The organism is Novosphingobium rosa NBRC 15208, from assembly GCF_001598555.1.
GTDB classification, from domain to species: Bacteria; Pseudomonadota; Alphaproteobacteria; order Sphingomonadales; family Sphingomonadaceae; genus Novosphingobium; species Novosphingobium rosa.
This window is the reverse complement of the sequence record NZ_BCZE01000025.1, coordinates 91,578-112,287: the sequence shown is the minus strand read 5'-3', so window position 1 is coordinate 112,287 and position 20,710 is coordinate 91,578. Positions and strand designations below refer to the sequence as shown.

17 protein-coding genes are annotated in these 20,710 nt (G+C 65.9%); 5 read left to right on the top strand and 12 right to left on the bottom strand.

Annotated features, from left to right (window positions below):
- Nucleotides 1–55 precede the first annotated feature (55 nt).
- From SR3_RS10580 to SR3_RS10565, 4 genes are all read right to left on the bottom strand, one after another.
- Nucleotides 56–1,279 (bottom strand): amidohydrolase family protein, encoded by a 1,224-nt coding sequence (locus SR3_RS10580; protein WP_068085023.1) that lies wholly within the window; start codon nucleotides 1,277–1,279, stop codon nucleotides 56–58.
- A gap of 133 nt (nucleotides 1,280–1,412) precedes the next feature.
- Nucleotides 1,413–2,297 carry a LysR family transcriptional regulator gene (locus SR3_RS10575; protein WP_068085020.1) on the bottom strand — a complete coding sequence of 295 codons (885 nt, stop codon included), beginning with the start codon at nucleotides 2,295–2,297 and terminating at the stop codon, nucleotides 1,413–1,415.
- A 16-nt stretch (nucleotides 2,298–2,313) separates the two neighbouring features.
- Nucleotides 2,314–5,745 carry a glycosyl hydrolase gene (locus tag SR3_RS10570; RefSeq protein WP_068085063.1) on the bottom strand — a complete coding sequence of 1,144 codons (3,432 nt, stop codon included), beginning with the start codon at nucleotides 5,743–5,745 and terminating at the stop codon, nucleotides 2,314–2,316.
- Nucleotides 5,746–5,862: 117 nt separating this feature from the next.
- On the bottom strand, nucleotides 5,863–6,324 hold the full coding sequence (locus SR3_RS10565; RefSeq protein WP_068085017.1) for a hypothetical protein: 462 nt from the start codon (nucleotides 6,322–6,324) through the stop codon (nucleotides 5,863–5,865).
- Between the two features lie 243 nt (nucleotides 6,325–6,567).
- Here SR3_RS10565 and SR3_RS10560 point away from each other — a divergent pair, with 243 nt between their 5' ends.
- Nucleotides 6,568–7,470 (top strand): ThuA domain-containing protein, encoded by a 903-nt coding sequence (locus SR3_RS10560; RefSeq protein WP_169805610.1) that lies wholly within the window; start codon nucleotides 6,568–6,570, stop codon nucleotides 7,468–7,470.
- A gap of 47 nt (nucleotides 7,471–7,517) precedes the next feature.
- Entirely contained in the window at nucleotides 7,518–9,770 is a 2,253-nt protein-coding gene (locus tag SR3_RS10555; RefSeq protein WP_068085012.1) for an outer membrane protein assembly factor BamB family protein, read from the top strand.
- A gap of 62 nt (nucleotides 9,771–9,832) precedes the next feature.
- Here the strand turns inward: SR3_RS10555 and SR3_RS10550 are convergent, their stop codons facing one another.
- The 4 genes from SR3_RS10550 to SR3_RS10535 all read right to left on the bottom strand — a co-directional run bounded on the left by SR3_RS10550 (nucleotide 9,833) and on the right by SR3_RS10535 (nucleotide 14,540).
- Nucleotides 9,833–10,177 (bottom strand): hypothetical protein, encoded by a 345-nt coding sequence (locus SR3_RS10550; protein WP_068085009.1) that lies wholly within the window; start codon nucleotides 10,175–10,177, stop codon nucleotides 9,833–9,835.
- Between the two features lie 358 nt (nucleotides 10,178–10,535).
- Entirely contained in the window at nucleotides 10,536–11,849 is a 1,314-nt protein-coding gene (locus SR3_RS10545) for a hypothetical protein (protein ID WP_068085006.1), read from the bottom strand.
- Nucleotides 11,850–11,918: 69 nt separating this feature from the next.
- Nucleotides 11,919–13,073 (bottom strand): 3,4-dihydroxy-2-butanone-4-phosphate synthase, encoded by a 1,155-nt coding sequence (ribB, locus tag SR3_RS10540; protein ID WP_068085003.1) that lies wholly within the window; start codon nucleotides 13,071–13,073, stop codon nucleotides 11,919–11,921.
- Between the two features lie 27 nt (nucleotides 13,074–13,100).
- Nucleotides 13,101–14,540 carry a purine-cytosine permease family protein gene (locus SR3_RS10535; RefSeq protein ID WP_218018798.1) on the bottom strand — a complete coding sequence of 480 codons (1,440 nt, stop codon included), beginning with the start codon at nucleotides 14,538–14,540 and terminating at the stop codon, nucleotides 13,101–13,103.
- Nucleotides 14,541–14,663: 123 nt separating this feature from the next.
- Here SR3_RS10535 and SR3_RS10530 point away from each other — a divergent pair, with 123 nt between their 5' ends.
- From SR3_RS10530 to SR3_RS10520, 3 genes are read left to right on the top strand one after another with little or no spacing between them, the layout of a single operon-like run.
- Nucleotides 14,664–15,698, top strand: a complete 1,035-nt coding sequence (locus tag SR3_RS10530) for an LLM class flavin-dependent oxidoreductase (RefSeq protein ID WP_068085001.1) — start codon at nucleotides 14,664–14,666, stop codon at nucleotides 15,696–15,698.
- The gene (locus SR3_RS10525; RefSeq protein ID WP_068084998.1) at nucleotides 15,698–15,994 is read left to right on the top strand and encodes a DUF1330 domain-containing protein; all 297 of its coding nucleotides are present in this window, start codon (nucleotides 15,698–15,700) and stop codon (nucleotides 15,992–15,994) included. Before SR3_RS10530 ends, SR3_RS10525 begins: the two co-directional genes overlap by 1 nt.
- Complete coding sequence (locus SR3_RS10520; RefSeq protein WP_068084995.1) at nucleotides 15,991–16,389, top strand: carboxymuconolactone decarboxylase family protein; 399 nt, start codon at nucleotides 15,991–15,993, stop codon at nucleotides 16,387–16,389. The genes SR3_RS10525 and SR3_RS10520 overlap by 4 nt, the downstream gene beginning before the upstream one ends.
- 76 nt (nucleotides 16,390–16,465) lie before the next feature.
- On the opposite strand, the gene SR3_RS10515 is transcribed toward SR3_RS10520, so the two are convergent.
- Genes SR3_RS10515 through SR3_RS10500 form a run of 4 tightly spaced genes read right to left on the bottom strand, consistent with a single transcriptional unit; the run spans nucleotide 16,466 to nucleotide 20,710 of the window.
- A complete protein-coding gene (locus tag SR3_RS10515; RefSeq protein ID WP_068084991.1) occupies nucleotides 16,466–17,905 on the bottom strand; it encodes an NAD-dependent succinate-semialdehyde dehydrogenase in 1,440 nt (479 codons plus the stop codon).
- Nucleotides 17,902–18,399: a flavin reductase family protein gene (locus tag SR3_RS10510; protein WP_068084988.1), complete on the bottom strand. Its 498-nt coding sequence runs from the start codon at nucleotides 18,397–18,399 to the stop codon at nucleotides 17,902–17,904. Before SR3_RS10510 ends, SR3_RS10515 begins: the two co-directional genes overlap by 4 nt.
- A gap of 5 nt (nucleotides 18,400–18,404) precedes the next feature.
- The gene (locus SR3_RS10505) at nucleotides 18,405–19,883 is read right to left on the bottom strand and encodes an aldehyde dehydrogenase (protein ID WP_068084985.1); all 1,479 of its coding nucleotides are present in this window, start codon (nucleotides 19,881–19,883) and stop codon (nucleotides 18,405–18,407) included.
- A complete protein-coding gene (locus SR3_RS10500; RefSeq protein ID WP_157098773.1) occupies nucleotides 19,880–20,710 on the bottom strand; it encodes an alpha/beta fold hydrolase in 831 nt (276 codons plus the stop codon). The genes SR3_RS10505 and SR3_RS10500 overlap by 4 nt, the downstream gene beginning before the upstream one ends.

The window sequence follows — 20,710 nt, the reverse complement described above, 5'->3', positions numbered from 1 at the left end:
CATATCCCTGTTGGCGGGCGCCTGCTCCCGGCGCCCGGCCTTTATGCGGTTTGCTTTACGCCACGGCGGCCTCGGCAGGGGCCTTGTGGAACTGCCCATCCTTCATGATGGCGGTCAGCCGGTCCTTGTCCTGAAGGATGGCGACATCCTGCGTGGGATCGCCGGAGACCAGCAGGAGGTCAGCCAGCCAGCCTTCCTTCACCTGGCCCACCTTCAGGCCCATCAACTCGCCGCCCAGCGCGGTGGCGGCGTTCAGCGCCTCCACCGGCGAGAAGCCGAAATATTGCACGAAATGGGAAAGATCGCGGGCGTTGCGACCGTTGGGGTTGAAGGGGAAGCCATAGTCGCCACCGATCAGGATGCGCAGACCCGCCGCCTTCATCTTGGGGACCAGCACACCTTCCAGCTCCATGCGCTCGGCAGCGGAGTTCTTCATCGAGCTCATGTCGATGTGGGGCGGCGGGCTGGCTTCCAGCGCGGCGACAGACACGCCGCAGCCGGGGCCATAGAAGACTTCGTCCTTATGGGCGGCCAGCTTCTCGATCATGGCGTCGCTGATGTAGCTGGCATGGTAGATGATGCGGGCCCCGGCGCGCAGGGCCAGATCCACCGCCGCATCCGTGTAGGCGTGGCAGGCGATCCACAACCCGTGTTCGCGGGTGGCTTCGCGCGCGGCGTCCATTTCCTCTTCGGTGTAGAGCACCTCGCCATGGCTGCCGGGCTTGAGCGCGCTTTCGCCCGAAATCACCAGCTTGATCGAGCCCAGACCCTGATCGGCGCAATATTCCACGAAGGCGCGCATCGCTTCGGGCCCGCGACCGTTGAAGACATCGCCGGTGTCGTCGCCATCCGGGCTGCGTTCCAGCGTGGAGGGGATCAGGCGGGGGCCGGGCACTTCGCCGGCAAGGATTTTCGGGTTGAGGCGGGCCTCGATGCCGTCGCCCAAGGCGCCAGCGGAATAGGCGCTGGTGAAGCCGTGATCGAGCAGCACGCGGGCATTGCGCGTGGCGGCGACCTCAAGCTCTTCGGGCGGCAGGATGAACTGGTGGTAGATCTTCTCGACGCTGGAGGCCCAGGTGAGATGGGTATGCGCCTCGACCATGCCGGGCATCAGCGTGCCGCCCTGACCGTCGATGACGGTGTCAGCCTCGCTGGCGTCGATGGTTTCGGGCGCATAGGCGACTTTGGCAATGGTGTTGCCGCTGACCAGCACGCTGCCTTCGCGGGCCGGGTTGGGGGTGCCGTCAAAGACGCGGATGTTGTGAAAAAGGATGCTCACAAAGCCTCTCCCAAGGACTGGTCTGCTGCGGCGCCTTTGGGTGGTGGCGCCCTATCTTGAAGCGGCTTGTGCGCCGATTTTTGCATCAGGTAAAATACGCATTTTTGGGGTATGCATAGGCTGTAACTATGGTTCAGGCCGAAAGCTGATCGAGCAGCATGGCCGCCAGCGGAGGCAAAGGGCGCTCCTTCAGCCAGCGCGCGCCGATCGAGCGTTCGAACCCGGCCTCTTCCACCGCAATGGCGCGCAGCACGCCGATGGAAAGCTCCGCCGCCGCCACCTGCCGCGGCAGAATGGTGACGCGGGTGCCGCCACGCACGATGGCCTTGGTGGTCAGCAGGGAATCGCAGCGGATGGCATCGGAAGGCACCGGGGCGCCCGCCGCCAGAAACAGGGCATCCACCTGACGGCGAAAGGCCCCCTGCGCCTCGGGCAGCACCCAGCGCAGGCGGGCGGCATCCTTCAGCGAAAAGCGATCGGGCAGGCTGTTGTTGGCGCGGCCCACGATCAGCGCGAAGGGATCGCGGTCCAGCGTGCGTTCCTCAATGTCCGGCGGCGGGGCCTCGATGGCGGTGGTGACGAAGGCGAGGTCGATCTCGCCATCGCGCAGCATGGCCAGCAGGTCGCGGTCGGGGCGTTCCAGCACATTGAGCGTCAGGCGCGGTTGATGCGCCTCCATCAGTTCCAGCGCGCGCGGCAGCAGGCTGACCAGCGCGCCCGGCGTGCCGCCCACCCGCAAGGGCGCGCCAAGGCCCTTTTGCGCGGCGGTGACATCGCTTTGCGCATCGCGCAGCAGATGGTCGAGCATGCGGGCGCGGGCGGCCAGCGCCTCGCCCTCCGGGGTCAGCACGATGCCGGCGCGGGTGCGCTCGAACAGCCGGGCTCCCAGCTTGCTTTCCAGCTGCGCGATGGCGGCGGAGACCGAGGGCTGGGAGATGTTGAGGCTGCGCGCCGCTCCGCTGATCGATCCGGTCTGGCAGACCTGATGGAAGGTACGGAGGGCGCGCGGATCGATCATGGACAGGGTTTTAGCCTTATTGGCCCGCGCCTTCCAGCACCACCGGACCGATCAGGCCCGAGGGGCGCAAGGGCGCATCGGCGCGATAGGTGGGCAGGGCGGTGAAGGTGATCTTCTGGGCATTCGGCTGGGCGTCACCGATCAGGCGGTTGATCCACAGATTGGCCACCTTGATCTCGACATGGTTGGCCCCGGCATGCACCGCCTGCGAGATATCCACGCGATAGGGTGCATGCCATGCCGTGCCGACGACCTTGCCGTTGACGCTGACCTGCGCCACCTCATTCACCTGCCCCAGATTGAGCCACAGCGTCTGCCCGGCGTGCCATGTTTTCGGCACGGCGATGTCCTTGCTGTAGGTCGCCACGCCCGAGAAATAGCGGATGCCCGGGTTGGCGTTGTCGCTCAGCGATTGCAGCGCGGGCAGGTTCGTGTTGGTCGGGGCGCCGCGCCCACTCTGGAAGGCCACCTGCCATGCGCCCTCGACGGTGGCGATGGGCGCGGGGGCCAGCTTCTTGAGCATCATCGCATCGGCAGGGGCGGGCTGGCGGAAGACGACATGCACGGCGTCCTCCGGCTCCATCGTCATCTGCACCACCGTCTCGCCGTTCACGATGCGGTAGCTGACGCGCTCGAACGTCCCGGTTTCGGCATGCCACAGTTCGGGCAGCTTGCCGGTGACGCGGAAATGCGCCTCGAAGCGTTCGGGTCGGGTCTTGCGGTTGACGAGGAAGTAGTCATCCCCCGACGTATCGGCAGAGATGGACCAGCGGCGGTGGATAAAGGGCACATCGGCATCCGCAGCGGCATCGGCCATGCGGAAATCCGAAGCCAGACCCAGCGTGGCCAACGCGCTTTCGATCCTGTCCGAAGCGATCACGCGGCCCTTGCCGACATGCGCATCCCCGCTGCCCGGCCACAGCCTGGCGACCAGCGCGCGATACTCGCCCGTATCGTTCCCAAGGCCCGGATTGTCCTGCGGCGGCAGGCCGACCACATTCGCGCCGCCCTCGACCAGCGCCGCCAGCTTGCGCAGCGTGGGCAGCGTCATATGCTGGCTCGATCCGCCCAGATAGAGCGCCTGATAACGCGCGCCGCCTGGTGTCACCACCTCGCTGCCATCGTTGCTCAGCGCACCCGTCAAAGCGGCATTGTTCACGAAATCGAAGGCGTGGGTGGTGGGGGCATCGGCCACCGGCTTGTCGCCATAGAGGCCCGTCAGCGGGGCTTCCTCGCCATAGACATAGCCCACATCGGCCACATTGCGGCCCTGCTGCAGCATCAGCGCGTTGCGCGCCATATAGTCGACCCAGGGCCGGGCCAGCGGCGCCCAGGCCTCATGCCGGTTGAAGAACTGGCCGAAGATCAGCAGCGAAAGGCCCGGTACCTTGTCGTCCACCGGCTGATGCACGCTGGTATGGACAACCGGACGGTTCACGCCGGTCACGAACTCCAGATCGATCACATGCTTGAGGGTGCGCGGCGAATCCCCCCAATAATTCAGCGCCGAGGTCATGCTCTCGGCCGCCACAAGGTTCTGCCCATAGATATGGGCCACGGAGGCCGCGCCCTTGATATCGGCCAGATAGGAGGGGTTGGGGCCAGCCTTCTGCCCAAAGGTCCACATCGCGGACATCGGGATGTCGGTGTGGCTGCGCATCGCCATATCGTCGCCCAGCGAGGGGCGGTGATCCTCCAGCGCCTCGCCATAGACGATCAGGCCGCGCTCATGGGCGGCCTTCGCCACGGTGCCGTAATGCTCCGAAGCCATCAGATCGCCCAGGGTGCGGCGCCAGTCGAAGAGGAACCTGTCGGCATCCTCGCGGCTGCCCACCAGCACGCCCGCCAGCGTGGGCAACCAGGGCGTGGGATCGTAACCGCGCAGGCGCTTGAACTGCTCGATCAGTTTGGGCGTCCAGTTGGCGGCGCCCACCTCGATGGAATCGGTGAGCAGCGCACGCACGCCCCGCTTGCCGATCAGATCGCGCCCGGCGGCATCGTCATACATGGCCAGATAATGGTCGAGATAGCGGCGCACCGCCTCGCCATCGAACTTGTCGACCTCAAGCCCGGTCGCCTCGGCGGGGGCGGGATGGTTGGTGGTGCCCAGCAGCGAATAGCCCAGACGGATCACCCGCCAGTTGCCCCCGTGAGGCAAGGCTGGAGGAGTCCAGTCCAGCGAGCCATCGGGGCGCAACTTGCCCGTCAGATCGATGACCTGCGCGGGGGCCGGCCCCTTGGCGCCATCCTGCGGCGTGCCCAGCTTGAAATAGTCGAGCGCCAGATTGAAACCGGCTTTCGTCTCGAACTTGTCGACCATCGCCTCGCCGGAGAGGCGGAAGCTGTTGACCTGCCACGGCTTGTTGGGGTCTGCCTCCATCTTGCCGAACAGATCGGGGATCACCGTGCCCGCGCCGGGCTCGCCCATGTTGCTGGCGGTGGGCGGCAGCGGATGCAGCACCACGCGGAACCAGCGCGCCGTCACGGGCGCAAAGCTGACGGTGGAGAGCGTATCGGAGGCCGGAATATCGGCCACGCGCTGCCAGCTGGCGCCATCGGTGCTGGATTCCAGCACCGGGGCCACGCTGGGGCCGCGGAACATCACCTTGGCGCCGGGCAGGAAGAGGCTGGCGCTGCGAATGGTCTGGGGCTGGTCATAGCTGTAGATCAGCGCGCCGGGGGCTTCTGCCGAGCCGCGCGGCACCGCGCCGCCGCTCATCAGATCCGCGTCGAGGAAGGGGGCGGCATCCACCGAAGCGCCACCGGTGACAGAGGCCTTGGGCAGCACATCGGCAGGCGCGGCATCGGGCACCGCCAGCACGGCGATGTCGCCATAGAGATGCGGGCCTTCCCCGGCCTTCTTGCCGGTGGTGACCACATCGTCCAGCCCCATGGGTTTCGCCAGCGACTGGAAGGGCCCGGTGATCGAAGGCGGCGCGGCCAGCCTGCCCGTGAAGGGCTTGCCGCCAGTGACGCGGGTTTCGCTCCACACCACTTTCTTGAGCGCATCCTCGGGCTTGACCCATGGGCCGCCAGTCTCCGACCAGCCCGGCGAGGAGGCGATGGCCAGTTCCAGCCCCTGCCGGTCAGCCTCGCTGGCGGCGAAGCGGAAGGCGTCCTTCCACTCGGGCGTCATATAGGCGAGGCGCTTGGGCACGATGGTGGGCGTCATCAGATTGACGTCGAAATTGGTCAGCCCCCCGATGCCCACCGCCTTCATCCAGGCCAGATCCTTGGCGATGCCATCCTTGGTGATGTTGCCGTTCATCCAGTGCCACCACACGCGCGGGCGGGCCGATTGCGGCGGATCGCGGAACTGGTCCTCAAGGCTGGTGGCGGGCGCGGGAGCCGTCTGGGCGGTGGCAGGCAGTGCGGAGAGGGCGCTGGCGCCGCACAGGGCCCAGCGCAGAAGGCGGGCCGGGGAACGCGCCGGGGAACTTGGGGGCATGAATCGGGTCTCCCAGAGATCAATCGTTGAAGCAGTCATACATGGGTTGATGCTGCAGCAGGCATTTGTTTTTCAGATATTATTGTATCGTCTCAACATGTGGCAAGCCTGAGCGGGTCAGCCGCGCAGGGCCGCGCGCAAGGCGATGGGCGTGACGATCCCGGCCAGCGCCGCGCCATAGGCCAGCTTGGCGATCAGCGCGGGCCACCATGGCAGCTGCGCCAGACCCAGCACCAGCAGCGCCACGCTGTTGAACAAGCCCCCCAGCACCGCCGAAAGCAGGGCCAGCACGGCGGCCCTCAGCCAGAGGTTGTGCGGCAGGAACGGCTGCGAGGTGCGGGCCTGCGGGGCCACGCGCAGCGCGCCGCTGCGGCGTTTTTTCAGGGCGATGGCGCCGGGGACCAGCGTGCTCATGGCGGCGATGGCGATGCTTTGCGGCAGGGCGTCGAAGGCATAGGCGCCGATGCCCCACACCGGCACCGCAGCGCCATGGCCGAAGACCGCCAGAAAAAACGCCAGCGAAAACGCGGCGTTGATGATCATGCTGATGATCGTCTCGCGAAGAATATAGGCCTGCATGGCACCTCTCGACCGGATGCCGCTGTTGGTGGCGGCTTGGCGGGCAGGATAGGCGGGGTGACCATAAGGTCAAATCGCCATATTTGATCTATCCATAGTGCAGGCCTATGGATGGAGTGAGGGGATCGTTCCGTCTGGCCATGGATGAATGATAGCATGGTCTGCCCGCGCACAGCCTTGCAAGTCGCTGAAGGATCGCGAAACTGGCCTCAAGAAGAAGGCTCGAGGCCGGTGGAGATGGCGATGAAGACGATCCCTCGATGGCTGCTGCTGTGCGGGGCCCTGGGGCTGGCGGCGGGTGGCGTGCAAGCGCAGCAGGCGGCTTCTGCCGGCGGCCCCGGCGGGCTCTGCAATGCGCCTTGCGATCCCTATCCGGGCAAGAAGAAACTGTTGGTCATCGCCGATGTGCAGAGCGGCTTTCACCACACATCGATCAACCACACCATGGCGGTGATCGAGGAGATGGGGCGCAAAAGCGGCGATTATGTCGCCTTTCTGCGCACCGACAGCCAGTTGATCACCAAATCGCCGGTCAAGGTCACCAGTGCCCGTTACGCCAGGGGCAACACCAACATCCGCAACCTCGATTATTTCGATGCGGTGGTCTTCCTCGGCAGCGGGGAGGGCACCATGAGCGACCAGCAGAAGGCCGATCTGATCGCCGCCATCCATGACGATGGCAAGGGGCTGGTGCTGGGCCATGCGCAGGGGGTGAACTTCTACAACTGGCCCGAGTGGGGGCAGATGATCGGCGGCTTTATGGCCAATGAGTATCCCGTCAGCGGGATGAAGGCGAAGGTGGTCGATCCCTCGTGGAAGGGTGCGGCGGCTTTCGGCAAGGGCAGCTTTCTGTGGGCCGATCAATGGCCGGTGCTGAAACCCGAGTTCACGCGGGGCAGCGTTCACACCATCATGGCGCTGGACCCGGCGGCCATGACGCCGGAGCAAAAGGCGCGTTCCGGGCGGAGCGATGATTACTACCCGATCGTCTGGGCCAAAAACTACGGCAAGGGGCGGGTCTTCAACTTCACCGGCGGGCACCGCGACGAGTTTCTCGATGAGCCCAAAAATCAGGCGCTGCTGCTGGAAGGCATCGACTGGGCGCTGGGCCTGCGCAGCGAAAACGTGACGCTGGACAAGCCATAACAACAAAGATCAGGGCGAGGGACACAATGCTCATTCAAAACAGGAAAATGGCTCTGAGGGCCGCGCTGCTGGGCATGCCGCTCAGCGTGCTGGCGTTGAGCGCGCTGCAGGCCCAACCGCCCGCGCCGCAATCGGCGGAGGCCACGCTGGCCCTGCTGCCTGCGGGGCCAGGGCGGGAGGTTGTCGCCCAGCATTGCGCCTTGTGCCATGCGATCGGCCTCACCATCGGCAAGCGTCATACGCCCGAGGAATGGGCGGCCACCATTCAGGCGATGATGGCGCGTGGCGCCCAGCTTGACGAAAGCGAGGCGCAGACCATCCACACCTATCTCAGCACCCATTTCGCGCCCAAGGAGGGCGCTGCTCCGGCCAGTCTGCCGACGGAACCCGCCTCCACCGCCACCTATCCGCGCCCGACCGGGCCCAGCCAGTGGCCTGCCTATGGCGGTGGCAATGCCAATATGAACTTCTCGCCGCTGAGCCAGATCACGCCTGCTAATGTGCGGAAACTGCAACCGGCATGGACCTATCACTATGGCGCGGGGATCACCCCTCAGGGCGATCAGGGGCTGGATTTCCGTTTCGAGGTGACGCCGCTGCTGATCGGTGGGGTGATGTATATCTCCACCCCTGCCTCCCCCGCCAAGCCCGATCTGAAGGCCAGCGTCACCGCGCTGAACCCGGAAACCGGGCAGGTGATCTGGAAGTATGAGAGCCCGCTCAACATTCATGGCCGCGGCATCGCCTATTGGCCAGGCGATGACAAAACCGCGCCCCGCCTGATCTTCGCCACCGATTCCGGCATGATCACCGCCGTGGACGTGACCACCGGGCGCCCCGCCAGGGGTTTTGGCCGAAACGGCCAGATCGACGCCTATATCGGCGTTTCCAGCGAGATCGTGGGGGAATCACGCCGCAGCTCCTTCACCGTGCCCAATCCGGTGCTGGTGGTGGGCGACCTGTTCATCACCGGCTCGCGCCCCGGCGAGGATGGCCCTCCCGGCCCGCGCGGCGATATCCGCGCCTTCGATGTGCGGACAGGGCGGCAGGTCTGGGCCTTCCACACCATCCCCCAGACCGGCGAGGCCGGAAACGAGGATTACACCGGCGACCAGTGGCGCAACCTGTCCGGCGCCAACGTCTGGTCCACCATGAGCGCCGATGATGCGGCAGGCGTGGTCTATGCGGTAACCGGGGATGCCAATGCGCCGCCCGGTGTGGCCGGATCGCAGCTCTATTCCAGCTCGATTCTGGCGCTGGATGCCAAGACGGGCAAGCTCAAGTGGTATCACCAGATCACCCATCACGACATCTGGGACTGGGATTCCCCCACCCCCGTCGTGCTGATGGATGTGAAGCAGGGCGGCCAGACCGTGCCCGCCGTGGCCATGACGGGCAAGCACAGCCTGTTCTTCATGTTCGACCGCCGGGACGGCACACCTCTGAATGGCTTTGCCGAAAGGCCCACCCAGCAACCGGTGACGCCAGACCCCAACGTCTGGCCCACTCAGCCTTTCCCCGATGCGCCCGGCCCGCTGGCCCGCACGCAGATGACGCGCGACGAAATCCCCGATCTCGTCCCCGGCATGCGCGCCGCCTGCCAGAAGGTGTGGGACGAGAACCACACCACCAGCGACCCGCTCTATGCCCCGCGCCGCGCGCCCGATCATGCGGTGATCACTTATCCCAGTTCCGTGGGCGGGCCGAACTGGGGCGGGGGATCGTACAATCCCGATCTGCATCTCTACTTCGTCAACCTGCAGAACCGCGTGACCTTCACTCTGCCCGGCAATCAGCCGCAGGGCATGGGCCATGCCTCGCCGGATGATGCCGGCGGCATGAAGGCTGGGCCGCCGATGCGGCGCGGCGGGCGCCCGGCCCAGCCCTTCAGCTTCACCACGAAGGATGGCATCAACCTCTCCTGCGGCGCCACGCCGTGGAGCGAGGTGGTGGCTGTGGACACCGAAAGCCACAAGATCGCCTGGCGCGTGCCCATCGGCATCACCGAAGGGATCGGCCCCAAGGGCGCGCTGGCGGGCACCAGCAGCATCGGCGGCAATATGACGACGAAATCGGGACTGATCTTTATCGGCGCCACCAACGATCGGCGCTTCCGCGCTCTTGATGCCCGCAACGGCAGGCAGCTGTGGGAGACCATGCTGGAGGCGAGCGCCGCCTCCACCCCGGTCAGCTATATGGGCAAGGACGGCAAGCAGTATATCGTGGTGGCCGCAGGCGGTGGCACGGCGGTGGGCCAAAAGCAGATGGCCGATACGCTGGTGGCCTTCCGCTTGCCGTAAGCGCCAAAGACAAAGCCCCGGCGTTCAGGCGCCGGGGCTTTGTTCATGGGGTTACCGGCAGTTCAGCGAGCGCAGTAATCGTAATCCCCGGCCTGACAGGCGCGGACGGCATGGCGCCATGCGGCCAGTTCGCGCTCATATTGCGCGCGGCTGCGGGCGTAGCTGCTGTCGCTGCTCTCATAGCGCGGGGCGCTGTAGCTCTGGCTGTTGCTCCAACCCTCCGCATAGCGCGCGTCACGCTCGCGCACGCGGGCGGCCTCGCGCAGGTTGAGCTGCCGGATCGCCTCCCGGTCACGCGCGCGGGCGGCGCTGCTGCGCATCGTCGGATCGTTGGGATCGTCGGCCAGCGCCAGCGAGGGCAGAGCCACCGTGGCCAGAGCCATGCCCAGCAAAAGTGCGATTTTCATAAGTGTGGCCCCCGTCCAGATGGTTCGCCCGACTATCAAAGGGAAGGGCCCGGGTGCAAATCGATTGCGACAAACAGGTTACGGCCTGTCTTGTTGTTCGGGCATGTCGTCGCAGGGCAGGGAACCTTGGGTGGTTGCGCGAAAAGTTGCGCGGATTTTGGAGGGAAGGAAAGGGGAAATGCGAGGGTCATAACCCTCGCGCTCCCTTTAGTGTCTACGTCGCGTGCCGGGTTCAGCCAAAGAGCAACGTCGCAGCGCCGCAGGTTTAAAGCCTGCGGTGCCCCTGCCGTATCGCCGGAAGACGTCATGGGAGCGCGAGGGGATAATCCCCTCGCATCTTTCTTCCCTTCAAGCGCCCTTAGAAATAATACCCCGCCACCAGCATGAACGACACCTTGTAGCGATTATCGCCCCCCTGCGCCCCGCCCGAGATAAACTGCCCCGCGCCCACATAGGGATCGTTGCGGCCCACCAGCAGCTCGGAAAACACCTTCACATGCTTGCTGTGCTTGGAGGTCCAGACCGCGCCCAGATCGAAGCGCTCGCTGTCCGCGAAGCCTGCGGCGTCCTTGATGAATTTGCCGTAGTTCAGATAGGGCTGGACGTTCAGCGGGAAGTGTCCGGTGTCGATATCGCGCCCGATTTCGGCGAAGACATAGGTGCCGTGGGTGGCGATGTTGTAGGAGGCATCGAAGCCGCCCACGGTGATCATGTCGTTGCGGCCCGGGTTGCGCGGGTTGATGTCCTGCCGGGCCACCAGCGTCTTGGCGTGCCATGGGCCCCTGGTGGCGATCAGGCTGGCGGCGAAGAGGTGCTTGCTGCCGTTGCGGTTGGTGTCGAAATTGTGGATCGTGGAGATCCAGGCCGATCCCATCGCGTCCAGCTTGAAGCCGCCCTTCCCAACGGGGTTGACCAGCGTGGTGCGGGCGCTGCCGATCACCATGTTGCGCTCGTCATTCTGGCTGCCGTTGGGCACGTAAGAGTCGGCGCGGGCGATGTTGGTGGAATAGCGCGAGCCATCCAGGCTGATGCCCATGCCGTCCGGCCCGCTGGAGGGGAAGAAGCCGAGCTGGAACTGCTGACGATCGCCCTTATGGGCGTATTTCACGCCGAGGTTGTAGGTTTCCTCCATGCCCAGCACGAAGCCGAGGTCATCCAGCAGCGAAGAGCCCCAATATTGCTCATCAAAGGGCACGGCCTGCACGCCGAGGGTGACGGTGTCCTTCCTGGACAGTTTCGCGCCGGCATAGCCATACATCAGATAGTTCACCTCGCCGGGGTAGTTCTGATAGCCGGAGGCTTTGCCATAGATGAAGCTGCCGCCGTAGAAGCGGTATTGCGCCGCGCCGAAAAAGTGCTCTGAATCGTAATCCGCCGTCAGGGCCAGCGTGTCGAAGGAGAGATGGCTGGAGGTGCGGCGCTGCCCGTTGGCGCCCGCATCGTTGAAGCGCAGATCGTAGCGGCCACGGATGCCTACGCCCAGCTTGAGCCTGGATTTCGGCGCCGCGTCGGTGGCGGCGCCCGGCGTGACAGGGGCCTCCGGCAGCGCCGCCGCCTCTTGCGGGGCGGTGGTTTCCGCCGTGGTGGCGGGGTCGTTCGGCACGGGCGTCGCCGCGCCCGGAGTGGCAGGCGCAGCCGCGATGGCGGCCAGCAAGGTGATTGCCGTCAGCATAAGTCTCTCCCCCGCGGCCATGATGGCCGCGTCCCTTGTTCTGTTTGCGTTTGAGATGTGCCGATGCGCTCAGGGCGCGTCGGGTGTGGCTATCCGCCGCTCGCCCACCACCGACAGGCCATAGCCTGACAGCGCCACCAGCGTGCGATGCGTGTTGGTCAGCAGCACCATCTGCTCGACGCCCAGTTCGGTCAGGATCATCGCGCCCACGCCATAGTCGCGCAACTCATCCATATCCGAGGGCGAAAGTTGCCCCGAACGCGCCTTCAGCGCCATGGTGTAGCGGTCGTCACGCTGGCTGTTGATGCCGATGACCACGCCGCAGCCTTCCTCGCCGATCATCCGCATCGACTGCTCCAGCACGCCCAGCCCCGCGCCATTGCCGCCGAAGATGTCGGTGAAGGCGGAGATGGCATGCATGCGCACCAAAGTCGGTTTGGCGGGATCGATCCTGCCCTTCACCAGCGCGATCTGCTCGGTGCCGGTGGCGCGGTTGGCAAAGGTCAGGGCCCTCCATTCGCCGCCCCAGCGGCTGTGGAAGCTGGCCTCCGCGCGTTTTTCCACGATATGGTCATGGCGGCGGCGATAGGCGATCAGGTCGCGGATCGTGCCGATCTTCATACCATGCAGCTGAGCGAAGGCGGACAGATCGTCGAGGCGGGCCATGGTGCCGTCCTCCTTCATGATCTCGCAGATCACGCCGGAGGGGTTGAGCCCCGCCAGACGCGCCACATCCACCGCCGCCTCGGTGTGCCCGGCGCGGACCAGCACGCCGCCCTCCCGCGCGGCCAGCGGAAAGACATGGCCGGGCGAGACGATCTCGTCCGGGCCATTGATGGCATTGATCGCCACCGCCACGGTGCGGGCGCGATCCGCCGCCGAAATGCCGGTGCTGACCCCGATCCGCGCCTCGATCGAGGCGGTGAAGGCCGTGCCATGGCGGGTGCCGTTGGTCTCCACCATCGGGCGCAGGCCCAGCTGGTCGATGCGGCTCTTGGCCATGGCGAGGCAGATCAATCCCTTGCCGTGAGTCGCCATGAAGTTGATGGCGTCGGGCGTGGCCATCTGGGCCGGGATGATCAGATCGCCCTCATTCTCGCGGTCCTCGTCATCGACCAGGATGAACATCCGGCCATTGCGGGCGTCGTCGATGATCTCCTCGGGCGAGGAGAGGAAAGCGGGGCGTTCGCGCACCAGCGTGACGGGCGAGGTTTGGGACGACATGGGGGCGACCTCCGAAGGTTTTGGGTCTCAGCGCGTTTCGGCGCGGGCCGGGATCAGGGTTGCCGCGCGGGGCTTGGGAGCCTTGCGGCTGCGGCCCAGCGCCAGATAGAGGCCGCCGGTGACGATGGGGGCCACCAGCCAGCCAATGTCCAATCCGCCCAGCGCCGCCGCCAGCGGACCGGTGTAGAGCGAGCTGGAGAGGAAGGGGATCTGCACCGCAATGCCCGCGACATAGGCGATGGCGGCCGGCGCATCGAGCAGGCCATAGATCCCGCCATCGGCTTTGAAGAAGGAGTCGATGTCATACTGGCCACGGCGGATCAGGTAGAAATCCACGATGTTGATCGTTGCCCAGGGGGCCAGCACCACCATCAGCCCGATCACGAAGGTGATGAAGCGCGGCACGAAGGTGGTGGCCGACAGGGTGGCGACGGTGAGGCATCCGGCCAGCACCAGCGCCGACATCACGATCCGCGCCTTGCGCCCCGGCATCCAGGAAACCGCGAAAGTCTGCGCCATGGTGATGAGTGAAAGCACCGCGCCATAGATGTTGAGCGCATTATGGCTGACGATGTTCAGCACGAAGAGCAGCATCAGCACCGGGCCCAAAGCGCCCGCCGCGCCGCTGACCATGCCGAGCGGATCGGCGCTGTCCGGCGCGCCGGCCACCGCGATGGCGCCCAGCGTGAAGGAGGCGGCGGCACCCAGCGCGGCCCCGCCAAAGCTGGCGAGAAACGGCCCGCGAATGCCCACGCTGGGCGGCAGATAGCGCGAATAGTCCGACGTGTAGCAGGCGTAGGAAATGTGCCAGACGGCCGCCAGCGAGAACATCGAGAGCAGCCCGATCATCGAGGCATGGCCCGATGTCCAGACGCTGGCAGGCAGATTGCGGACCAGTTCAAAGGCGGCGAAGATCACGCCCGCGCTCATGAACCACATGCCAACGCGGTTGAGCCAGTGGATCAGATTGTAGCCCAGCAGGCCGATGCCCGCCGCCGCCAGCGCGCAGATGATCGCGCCCACCGGCAGGCCGACCGCCGGGGCCAGCGCATGCACCGATTTGGCCGCCAGCACGATGTTGGAGGTGAAGAAGCCGACATAGAGCAGCGTGGCGAAGGTGACGACCAGCAGCGCGCCATAGCGCCCGAACTGGCCCCGGCTCTGGATCATCTGCGCCAGACCCATCTGCGGGCCCTGCGCGGAGCATGCGCCCAGCACCAATGCGCCGACCAGATGCCCCAGCACGATGGCCACGATCCCGGAAAGCAGCGGAAGGTGATAGACCTGCACCGCCATCGCCCCGGTCACCACGGGCAGCGGCGCGATGTTGGTGGTGAACCACAGGGTAAACAGGTCGCGCACCTTGCCGTGCCGCGCGGCAAGGGGGACGAAGCCGATGCTGTTTTCCTCGATGACGCTGCCGCCATCAGCCGGGCCGTCCCCTGCCATTTCGGTCTTGCTTGCCATGCCTTGCGAATCCTCTTATCCAGGCTTAGTTTTGGTATACCATCGGACGGTATTGTCTGTTATGGGTCGCCGCAAGAGAAAAATTTGCCTCCGCCTGTCGGAGCCGCATGGAAAGGATGAAAGATGAAGTTCTCGCTCTTCCTGCATATGGAGCGCTATGACGAGACCGTCTCGCATGCGCAGCTGTTCGACGAGCTGCTGGCCCTGTGCGATCTGGCTGAAGAGGGCGGCCTGCACAAAGTGTGGATCGGTGAGCATCACTCGATGGAATACACCATCTCGCCCAATCCGATTCCCCTGCTGGCGGCGGTGGCGCAGCGCACCAAGAAGATCCGGCTTGGCGCGGGCACCTTTATCGCCCCCTTCTGGCATCCGCTGCGCATGGCGGGCGAGGCCGCCTTGCTGGACGTCATCAGCGGCGGCCGCGCCGAGATCGGTCTGGCACGCGGCGCCTATCAGTTTGAATTCGATCGCATGTTGAACAGCGTTTCGGCGAACGACGGCGGCAAATATCTGCGTGAGATGGTCCCCGTGATCCGCAAGCTGTGGGAGGGCGATTACGCTCATGACGGCGAGATCTGGCAGTTCCCGGTTTCCACCAGCGTGCCCAAGCCGGTGCAGGCGCATCCCACCATCTGGATCGCCGCGCGTGATCCCGATTCGCATAAATTCGCCGTGGCCAATGGCTGCAGCGTGATGGCCACGCCGCTGTTCAAGGGCGACGACGAGGTCAAGGATCTGGTCCGCAAGTTCGACGAGGCCTGCGAAGCCTCGCCCGCCGTGCCCCGCCCCGAGCTGATGATCCTGCAGCATGCCTATGTGCATCAGGACGATGACGGCTGGAAGCGCCCTGCCGAGGCGATCTCCTATTTCTTCCGCGCGTTCGGCGCCTGGGCGGGCAACAAGAAGCCGCCGGTCAACGGCTTCCACAAGGATATCGCGCCGCTCGATCCGGTTAAATTCGCCGATATCGTGCCCGATGCGCTGCGTCAGGGCGTGATGATCGGCAAGCCTGACGAGATCATCGCCCGCCTGAAGGCCTATGAGGCGATGGGCGTCGATGAATACAGCATCTGGGTCGACAGCGCGATGACCTTCGAGGAAAAGCGTGACTCGGTGAAGCTGTTCATCGACCAAGTCCTCCCGGCCTTCGCGTAATGCCCAAGGCCTATTGGATCGCGCGGGTCGATGTGACCGACCCGGAAGCCTATGCCGGTTACATGGCGCTGGGGCCCAAGGCCTTTGCGCAGCATGGCGGCAGGCTTCTTTCGCGCGGGGGCCACACCGTTGCGCTGGAGGGGCCCATGCCTCGCCAGCGCAATGTGGTGATCGAATTCGACAGCATGGAGGCCGCGCTGGCCTGTTATGATTCGCCCGAATATCGCGAAGCCCGCGCTGCGCGCGACGGCGCGGCAGAGGTGGAGATCATCCTCATGGAGGGACTGGAACCATGACCGACCCCCGCGAACGCGGCGACAAGTTCGAGCGCGGTCTGGCAACCCGCCGCGCCGTGCTGGGCGATGCCTATGTCGACAAGGCGGTCGACAATGCCGATGATTTCAACTGGGCGATGCAGCAGCTGACCACCGAATATTGCTGGGACCATATCTGGAACCGGCCCGGTCTGGACCGCCGCAGCCGCTCTATCCTGAACCTTGGCATGCTGGCGGCGCTCAACCGCCCGCATGAGTTCAAGGCGCATCTGCGCGGGGCGCTGAACAATGGCATCAGCCGCGACGAGATCCGCGAGATCCTGCTGCAGATCGCCTGCTACGTCGGCATTCCGGCGGGCGTGGACAGCTTCCGTCTGGCCCGCGAACTGTTTGCGGAGATCGACTCTCAGGGTTGATCGACTGAGGTCGCCACAAAAAGGGCGCCGGATCATTGTTATCCGGCGCCCTTTCCTTTGCCCTGTGAAGGGCGGTTCAGAGACCGCCCAGCATCACATATTTCAGCTCGAGATAATCCTCGATGCCATGATGCGAACCCTCGCGGCCCAGACCCGAGGCCTTGATGCCGCCGAAGGGCGCCACCTCGGTGGAGATCGCCGCCTCGTTCAGGCCCACCATGCCATATTCCAGCGCCCCGGCCACGCGCATCGCGCGCCCGATGTCGCTTGTGTAGGCATAGGCCGCCAGACCGAATTCGGTGTCATTGGCCATGCGGATCGCCTCGGCCTCGGTCTTGAAGCGGATCACCGCCGCCAGAGGGCCGAAGGTTTCCTCGCTGGCCACCACCGCATCGGCGGGCACATCGGCGATCAGCGTGGGCTGGTAGAACAGGTCATGCGCGCGCTGGCCGCCCGCCAGAACCTTGCCGCCACGGCGCACCGCATCGGCGACATGCTCATCCACCTTCACCACGGCCTTTTCGTTGATGAGCGGCCCGGTGGTGGTGCCCTCCGCCGTGCCGTCTCCGACAACCAGTTCCCCGATCCGCTGGCGCAAAGCCTCGACGAAACGGTCATGGATGCCGTCCTGCACCAGGAAGCGGTTGACGCAGACGCAGGTCTGCCCCGCATTGCGGAACTTGCCCAGCATGGCGCCCGTCACGGCGGCGTCCACATCGGCGTCGTCGAAGACGATGAAGGGCGCATTGCCCCCCAGCTCCAGCGACAGCTTCTTGAGCGTCGGCGCGCCCTGCGCATAAAGCATCTTGCCCACCGGGGTGGAGCCGGTGAAGGTCAGCTTGCGCACCACCGGGCTTTCCATCAGCGCGCCGCCGATGGCGGCGGCGTCACCGGTCACCACGTTGAACACGCCGGCGGGCACGCCCGCTTCCTCGGCCAGAGCGGCCAGCGCCAGAGCGCTAAAGGGCGTTTCGGGCGCGGGCTTGAGGATCACCGTGCAACCGGCGGCCAGCGCCGGGCCGACCTTGCGGGTGATCATCGCCGCCGGGAAGTTCCACGGGGTGACCGCCGCCACCACGCCCACCGGCTCGCGCCAGACCATGATGCGCTGGTCGTGGCGCGGGGCCTGAATGATTTCGCCATCGATGCGGCGGGCTTCCTCGCCGAACCAGCGGATAAAGCTGGCGGCATAGAGGATCTCGCCGCGCGCCTCGGCCAAGGGCTTGCCCTGCTCGGCGGTGAGGATCTGGGCCAAAGCTTCGGAATCGCGCAGCATGAGGTTGTACCAGGCGATCAGAATGTCGGCGCGTTCCGCCGCCGGGCGGGCGCGCCATTCGACCAGAGCCTTCTCAGCCGCCGCGATGGCCTGCTGCGTGGCCGCCGCGCCCAGATAAGGCACACTGCCCAGCACCGCGCCATTGGCGGGGTTGGTGACATCGGTGGTGTCGGCGGCGGCGATCCATGCGCCGTCGATATAGGCCTTGTCGCGGAAGGGAGGGAGCTGGGTGATGCTCATGCCACCACCTCCGCGCCGTGATCGCTCATCTTGCCGCGATGGTAGAGCAGAACCGCGCCATCCTGCTGGTCGATGCGCTGCACCTCGCCCACGACGATCAGGTGATCGCCGCCGTCATAGTCCTTCCACAGGCGGCATTCGATCACGGCGGTGGCGCCCGGCAGGATCGGATTGCCCAGATCGCTGACCGAGAACGCCAGCGCCGCCACCTTGTCCGCTCCCTTGGAGGCGAAGGCCATGGCCACATCCTGCTGCCCTGCGGCCAGAATATGGATGGCAAAGCGCTCGCCGCGCACCAGATGCGGATAGGTGGCAGACGTGCGCGAGGGGCACACCAGCACCAGTGGCGGGTCCATCGAAAGCGAGCTGAAGGCACTGGCGGTGAAGCCCACCATGCGGCCATCCTCGTCGGTGGTCGTCACCACGGTGACGCCCGAGGCGAAGCTGGCCATGGCTTGACGGAACAGGGCGGGGTCGATTGTCTGAATGGTCATGGGTCTCACCGCATCACAAAGGGGTCGCCCATCGGCTGTTCCGACAGGTTGACCCACACAGTCTTCAGTTCGGTGTAATCGAGCACGGCGTGAATACCGCCTTCGCGGCCATAGCCGCTGGCGCCATAACCGCCGATCGGCGCCATGGCCGAAACGGCGCGATAGGTGTTCACCCAGACGATCCCGGCATGAACATCGCGGGCAAAGCGATGGCCGCGCGCCATGTCACGGGTCCAGATGCCTGCGGCCAGCGCGTATTCGGTGCCATTGGCCAGTTCGAGCGCCTCGGCCTCGGTTTCGAAGCGCATGATCGCGGCAACAGGCCCGAAGACCTCATTCTGCACGATGTCCAGCGTGGGCGTCTCGGCGGCGATCAGCGTGGGCTCGTAGAACCAGCCTGCGCGGCCTGCGGGGCGCTGCCCACCGGCCAGCACCTGCGCGCCCTGTTCGCGGGCGCGCTCGACCATGCTCTCGACGATGCCCAGCTGCTGCTCGGTGGCCATGGGGCCCATGTCCGAGGCCGGGTCGAGCGGATCGCCGATGGCGATGCGCGCCATGCGCTCCTTCAGCGCGGCGACGAAGCGGTCATAGATCCCGGCCTGCACCAGCAGGCGCGAACCCGCGACACAGCTCTGGCCCGAGGCGGCATAGACACCCGCCACCGCGCCATTGACCGCGCCTTCCAGATCGGCGTCGTCAAAGACGATGTTGGCCGATTTGCCGCCCAGCTCCAGCGAAAGCTTGGCGAAATTGTCCGCCGTGGCGCGGATGACGTGACGCGCCGTGGATGGCCCGCCGGTGAAGGCCACGCGGCGCACCAGCGGATGGCTGGTGAGCGCGGTGCCCGCGCCCGCGCCAAAGCCGGTGACGACATTGACCACGCCATCGGGGAAGCCCGCTTCCCTGGCCAGCGCGGCAAAGCGCAGAATGCTGGCCGAGGCATGCTCGGAGGGTTTGACGACAATGGTGTTGCCCGCCGCCAGCGCCGGAGCCAGCTTGATCGCCGTGAGATAGAGCGGGCTGTTCCACGGGATGATCGCGGCCACCACGCCCAGCGGCTCGGGCACGGTGAAGGCGAACATGTCCGCCTTGTCGATGGGCAGGGTGCTGCCTTCTAGCTTGTCGGCAAGGCCACCGGCATAGTGGAAGAATTCGGGCAGATAGGCCAGCTGGCCGCGCGTTTCGCGGATCAGCTTGCCATTGTCGCGGGTTTCCAGCTCGGCCAGTTTTTCGCCGTGCTGCGCCACCAGATCGCCCAGCCTGCGCAGTAATTTGCCGCGCGCCGTGGCGGTCAGGCCGCGCCATGCGGGCGAGCGGAAGGCATCATGAGCGGCGCGCACGGCGCGGTCGGCGTCAGCGGCGTCGGCATCGGGCAGGATCGCCCAGGCCTCGCCCGTGGCCGGGTTCTGCGAGGCATAGGTGCGACCGGACAGCGCATCGACCTGCTGCCCTCCGATCAGCATCTTGAAATGGGTCTGGCTCATTCGGACTCTCCGTAAGCGCGTGCCTCTTGCGGGAGGCTGTGCAGGAAATCTTTTAGCACGGCGTTCGTTTCGGCGGGCATTTCGACCGGCATCATATGGCGTGCGCCCGGCACGATGGTCAGCCGCGCGCCGGGAATGCGCTGGGCCAGCGCCCAGGACATCGCCGGGGTGGAGCCGACGTCGAACTCGCCGGTCGTCACCAGAACGGGCACGGCGATGGTGGCGACGCGATCGGCGCCGAAGGCATCCTGCGTGGCGAACAGGCGGTAGGATGCTTCATAGCCCTGCGGATCGTTGGCGGCAAAAGCCTGTCGGAGATCGGCGATATAGGCCGGGCTGGCGGCGCGAAATTCAGGACTGAACCAGCGCTCGATGGCCGCATCCATATTGGCCCCCGGGCCATTCGCCTGAACATCGGCCACGCGGGCGAGAATAGTGGCGCGCACGGCAGGCTCACGCTCGAAGACGCCGTTCATCAGCACCAGAGCGTTCAGACGCTCGGGGTAGAGGAAGGCGAAGGCGCGCGCGACCAGCGCGCCCATCGAGAAGCCGACCAGCACCGCCTTCTTCACGCCCGCCAGATCGAGCAGGCCGGCGACATGCCGGGCGTAATCGTCCAGCGTGGCGTTGGCGGGCGGGGTGGGGCTGGCGCCATGGCCCAGCATATCCACGGCGATCATGCGGTAATGCGGACGCAGCGCGGCGACCTGCGCCGGCCACATGGCGCGGGACAAGCCCACGCCATGGATCAGCACGACAACCGGCAGATCACCACCGGTGTCGTCGAAAGCGGCCCGTTCGGGCAGGGGGGGCAGAGAGGCTGCCAC

Excerpts from the sequence above, each read along its gene's own strand:
- SR3_RS10550 (WP_068085009.1), bottom strand. The coding sequence starts at position 10,177 with ATGAAAATCGCACTTTTGCTGGGCATGGCTCTGGCCACGGTGGCTCTG.
- SR3_RS10575 (WP_068085020.1), bottom strand. The coding sequence starts at position 2,297 with ATGATCGATCCGCGCGCCCTCCGTACCTTCCATCAGGTCTGCCAGACC.
- SR3_RS10555 (WP_068085012.1), top strand. The coding sequence starts at position 7,518 with ATGGCTCTGAGGGCCGCGCTGCTGGGCATGCCGCTCAGCGTGCTGGCG.
- ribB (WP_068085003.1), bottom strand. The coding sequence starts at position 13,073 with ATGTCGTCCCAAACCTCGCCCGTCACGCTGGTGCGCGAACGCCCCGCT.
- SR3_RS10525 (WP_068084998.1), top strand. The coding sequence starts at position 15,698 with ATGCCCAAGGCCTATTGGATCGCGCGGGTCGATGTGACCGACCCGGAA.
- SR3_RS10530 (WP_068085001.1), top strand. The coding sequence starts at position 14,664 with ATGAAGTTCTCGCTCTTCCTGCATATGGAGCGCTATGACGAGACCGTC.
- SR3_RS10520 (WP_068084995.1), top strand. The coding sequence starts at position 15,991 with ATGACCGACCCCCGCGAACGCGGCGACAAGTTCGAGCGCGGTCTGGCA.
- SR3_RS10510 (WP_068084988.1), bottom strand. The coding sequence starts at position 18,399 with ATGACCATTCAGACAATCGACCCCGCCCTGTTCCGTCAAGCCATGGCC.
- SR3_RS10565 (WP_068085017.1), bottom strand. The coding sequence starts at position 6,324 with ATGCAGGCCTATATTCTTCGCGAGACGATCATCAGCATGATCATCAAC.
- SR3_RS10535 (WP_218018798.1), bottom strand. The coding sequence starts at position 14,540 with ATGGCAAGCAAGACCGAAATGGCAGGGGACGGCCCGGCTGATGGCGGC.
- SR3_RS10505 (WP_068084985.1), bottom strand. The coding sequence starts at position 19,883 with ATGAGCCAGACCCATTTCAAGATGCTGATCGGAGGGCAGCAGGTCGAT.
- SR3_RS10560 (WP_169805610.1), top strand. The coding sequence starts at position 6,568 with ATGAAGACGATCCCTCGATGGCTGCTGCTGTGCGGGGCCCTGGGGCTG.
- SR3_RS10545 (WP_068085006.1), bottom strand. The coding sequence starts at position 11,849 with ATGCTGACGGCAATCACCTTGCTGGCCGCCATCGCGGCTGCGCCTGCC.
- SR3_RS10570 (WP_068085063.1), bottom strand. The coding sequence starts at position 5,745 with ATGCCCCCAAGTTCCCCGGCGCGTTCCCCGGCCCGCCTTCTGCGCTGG.
- SR3_RS10515 (WP_068084991.1), bottom strand. The coding sequence starts at position 17,905 with ATGAGCATCACCCAGCTCCCTCCCTTCCGCGACAAGGCCTATATCGAC.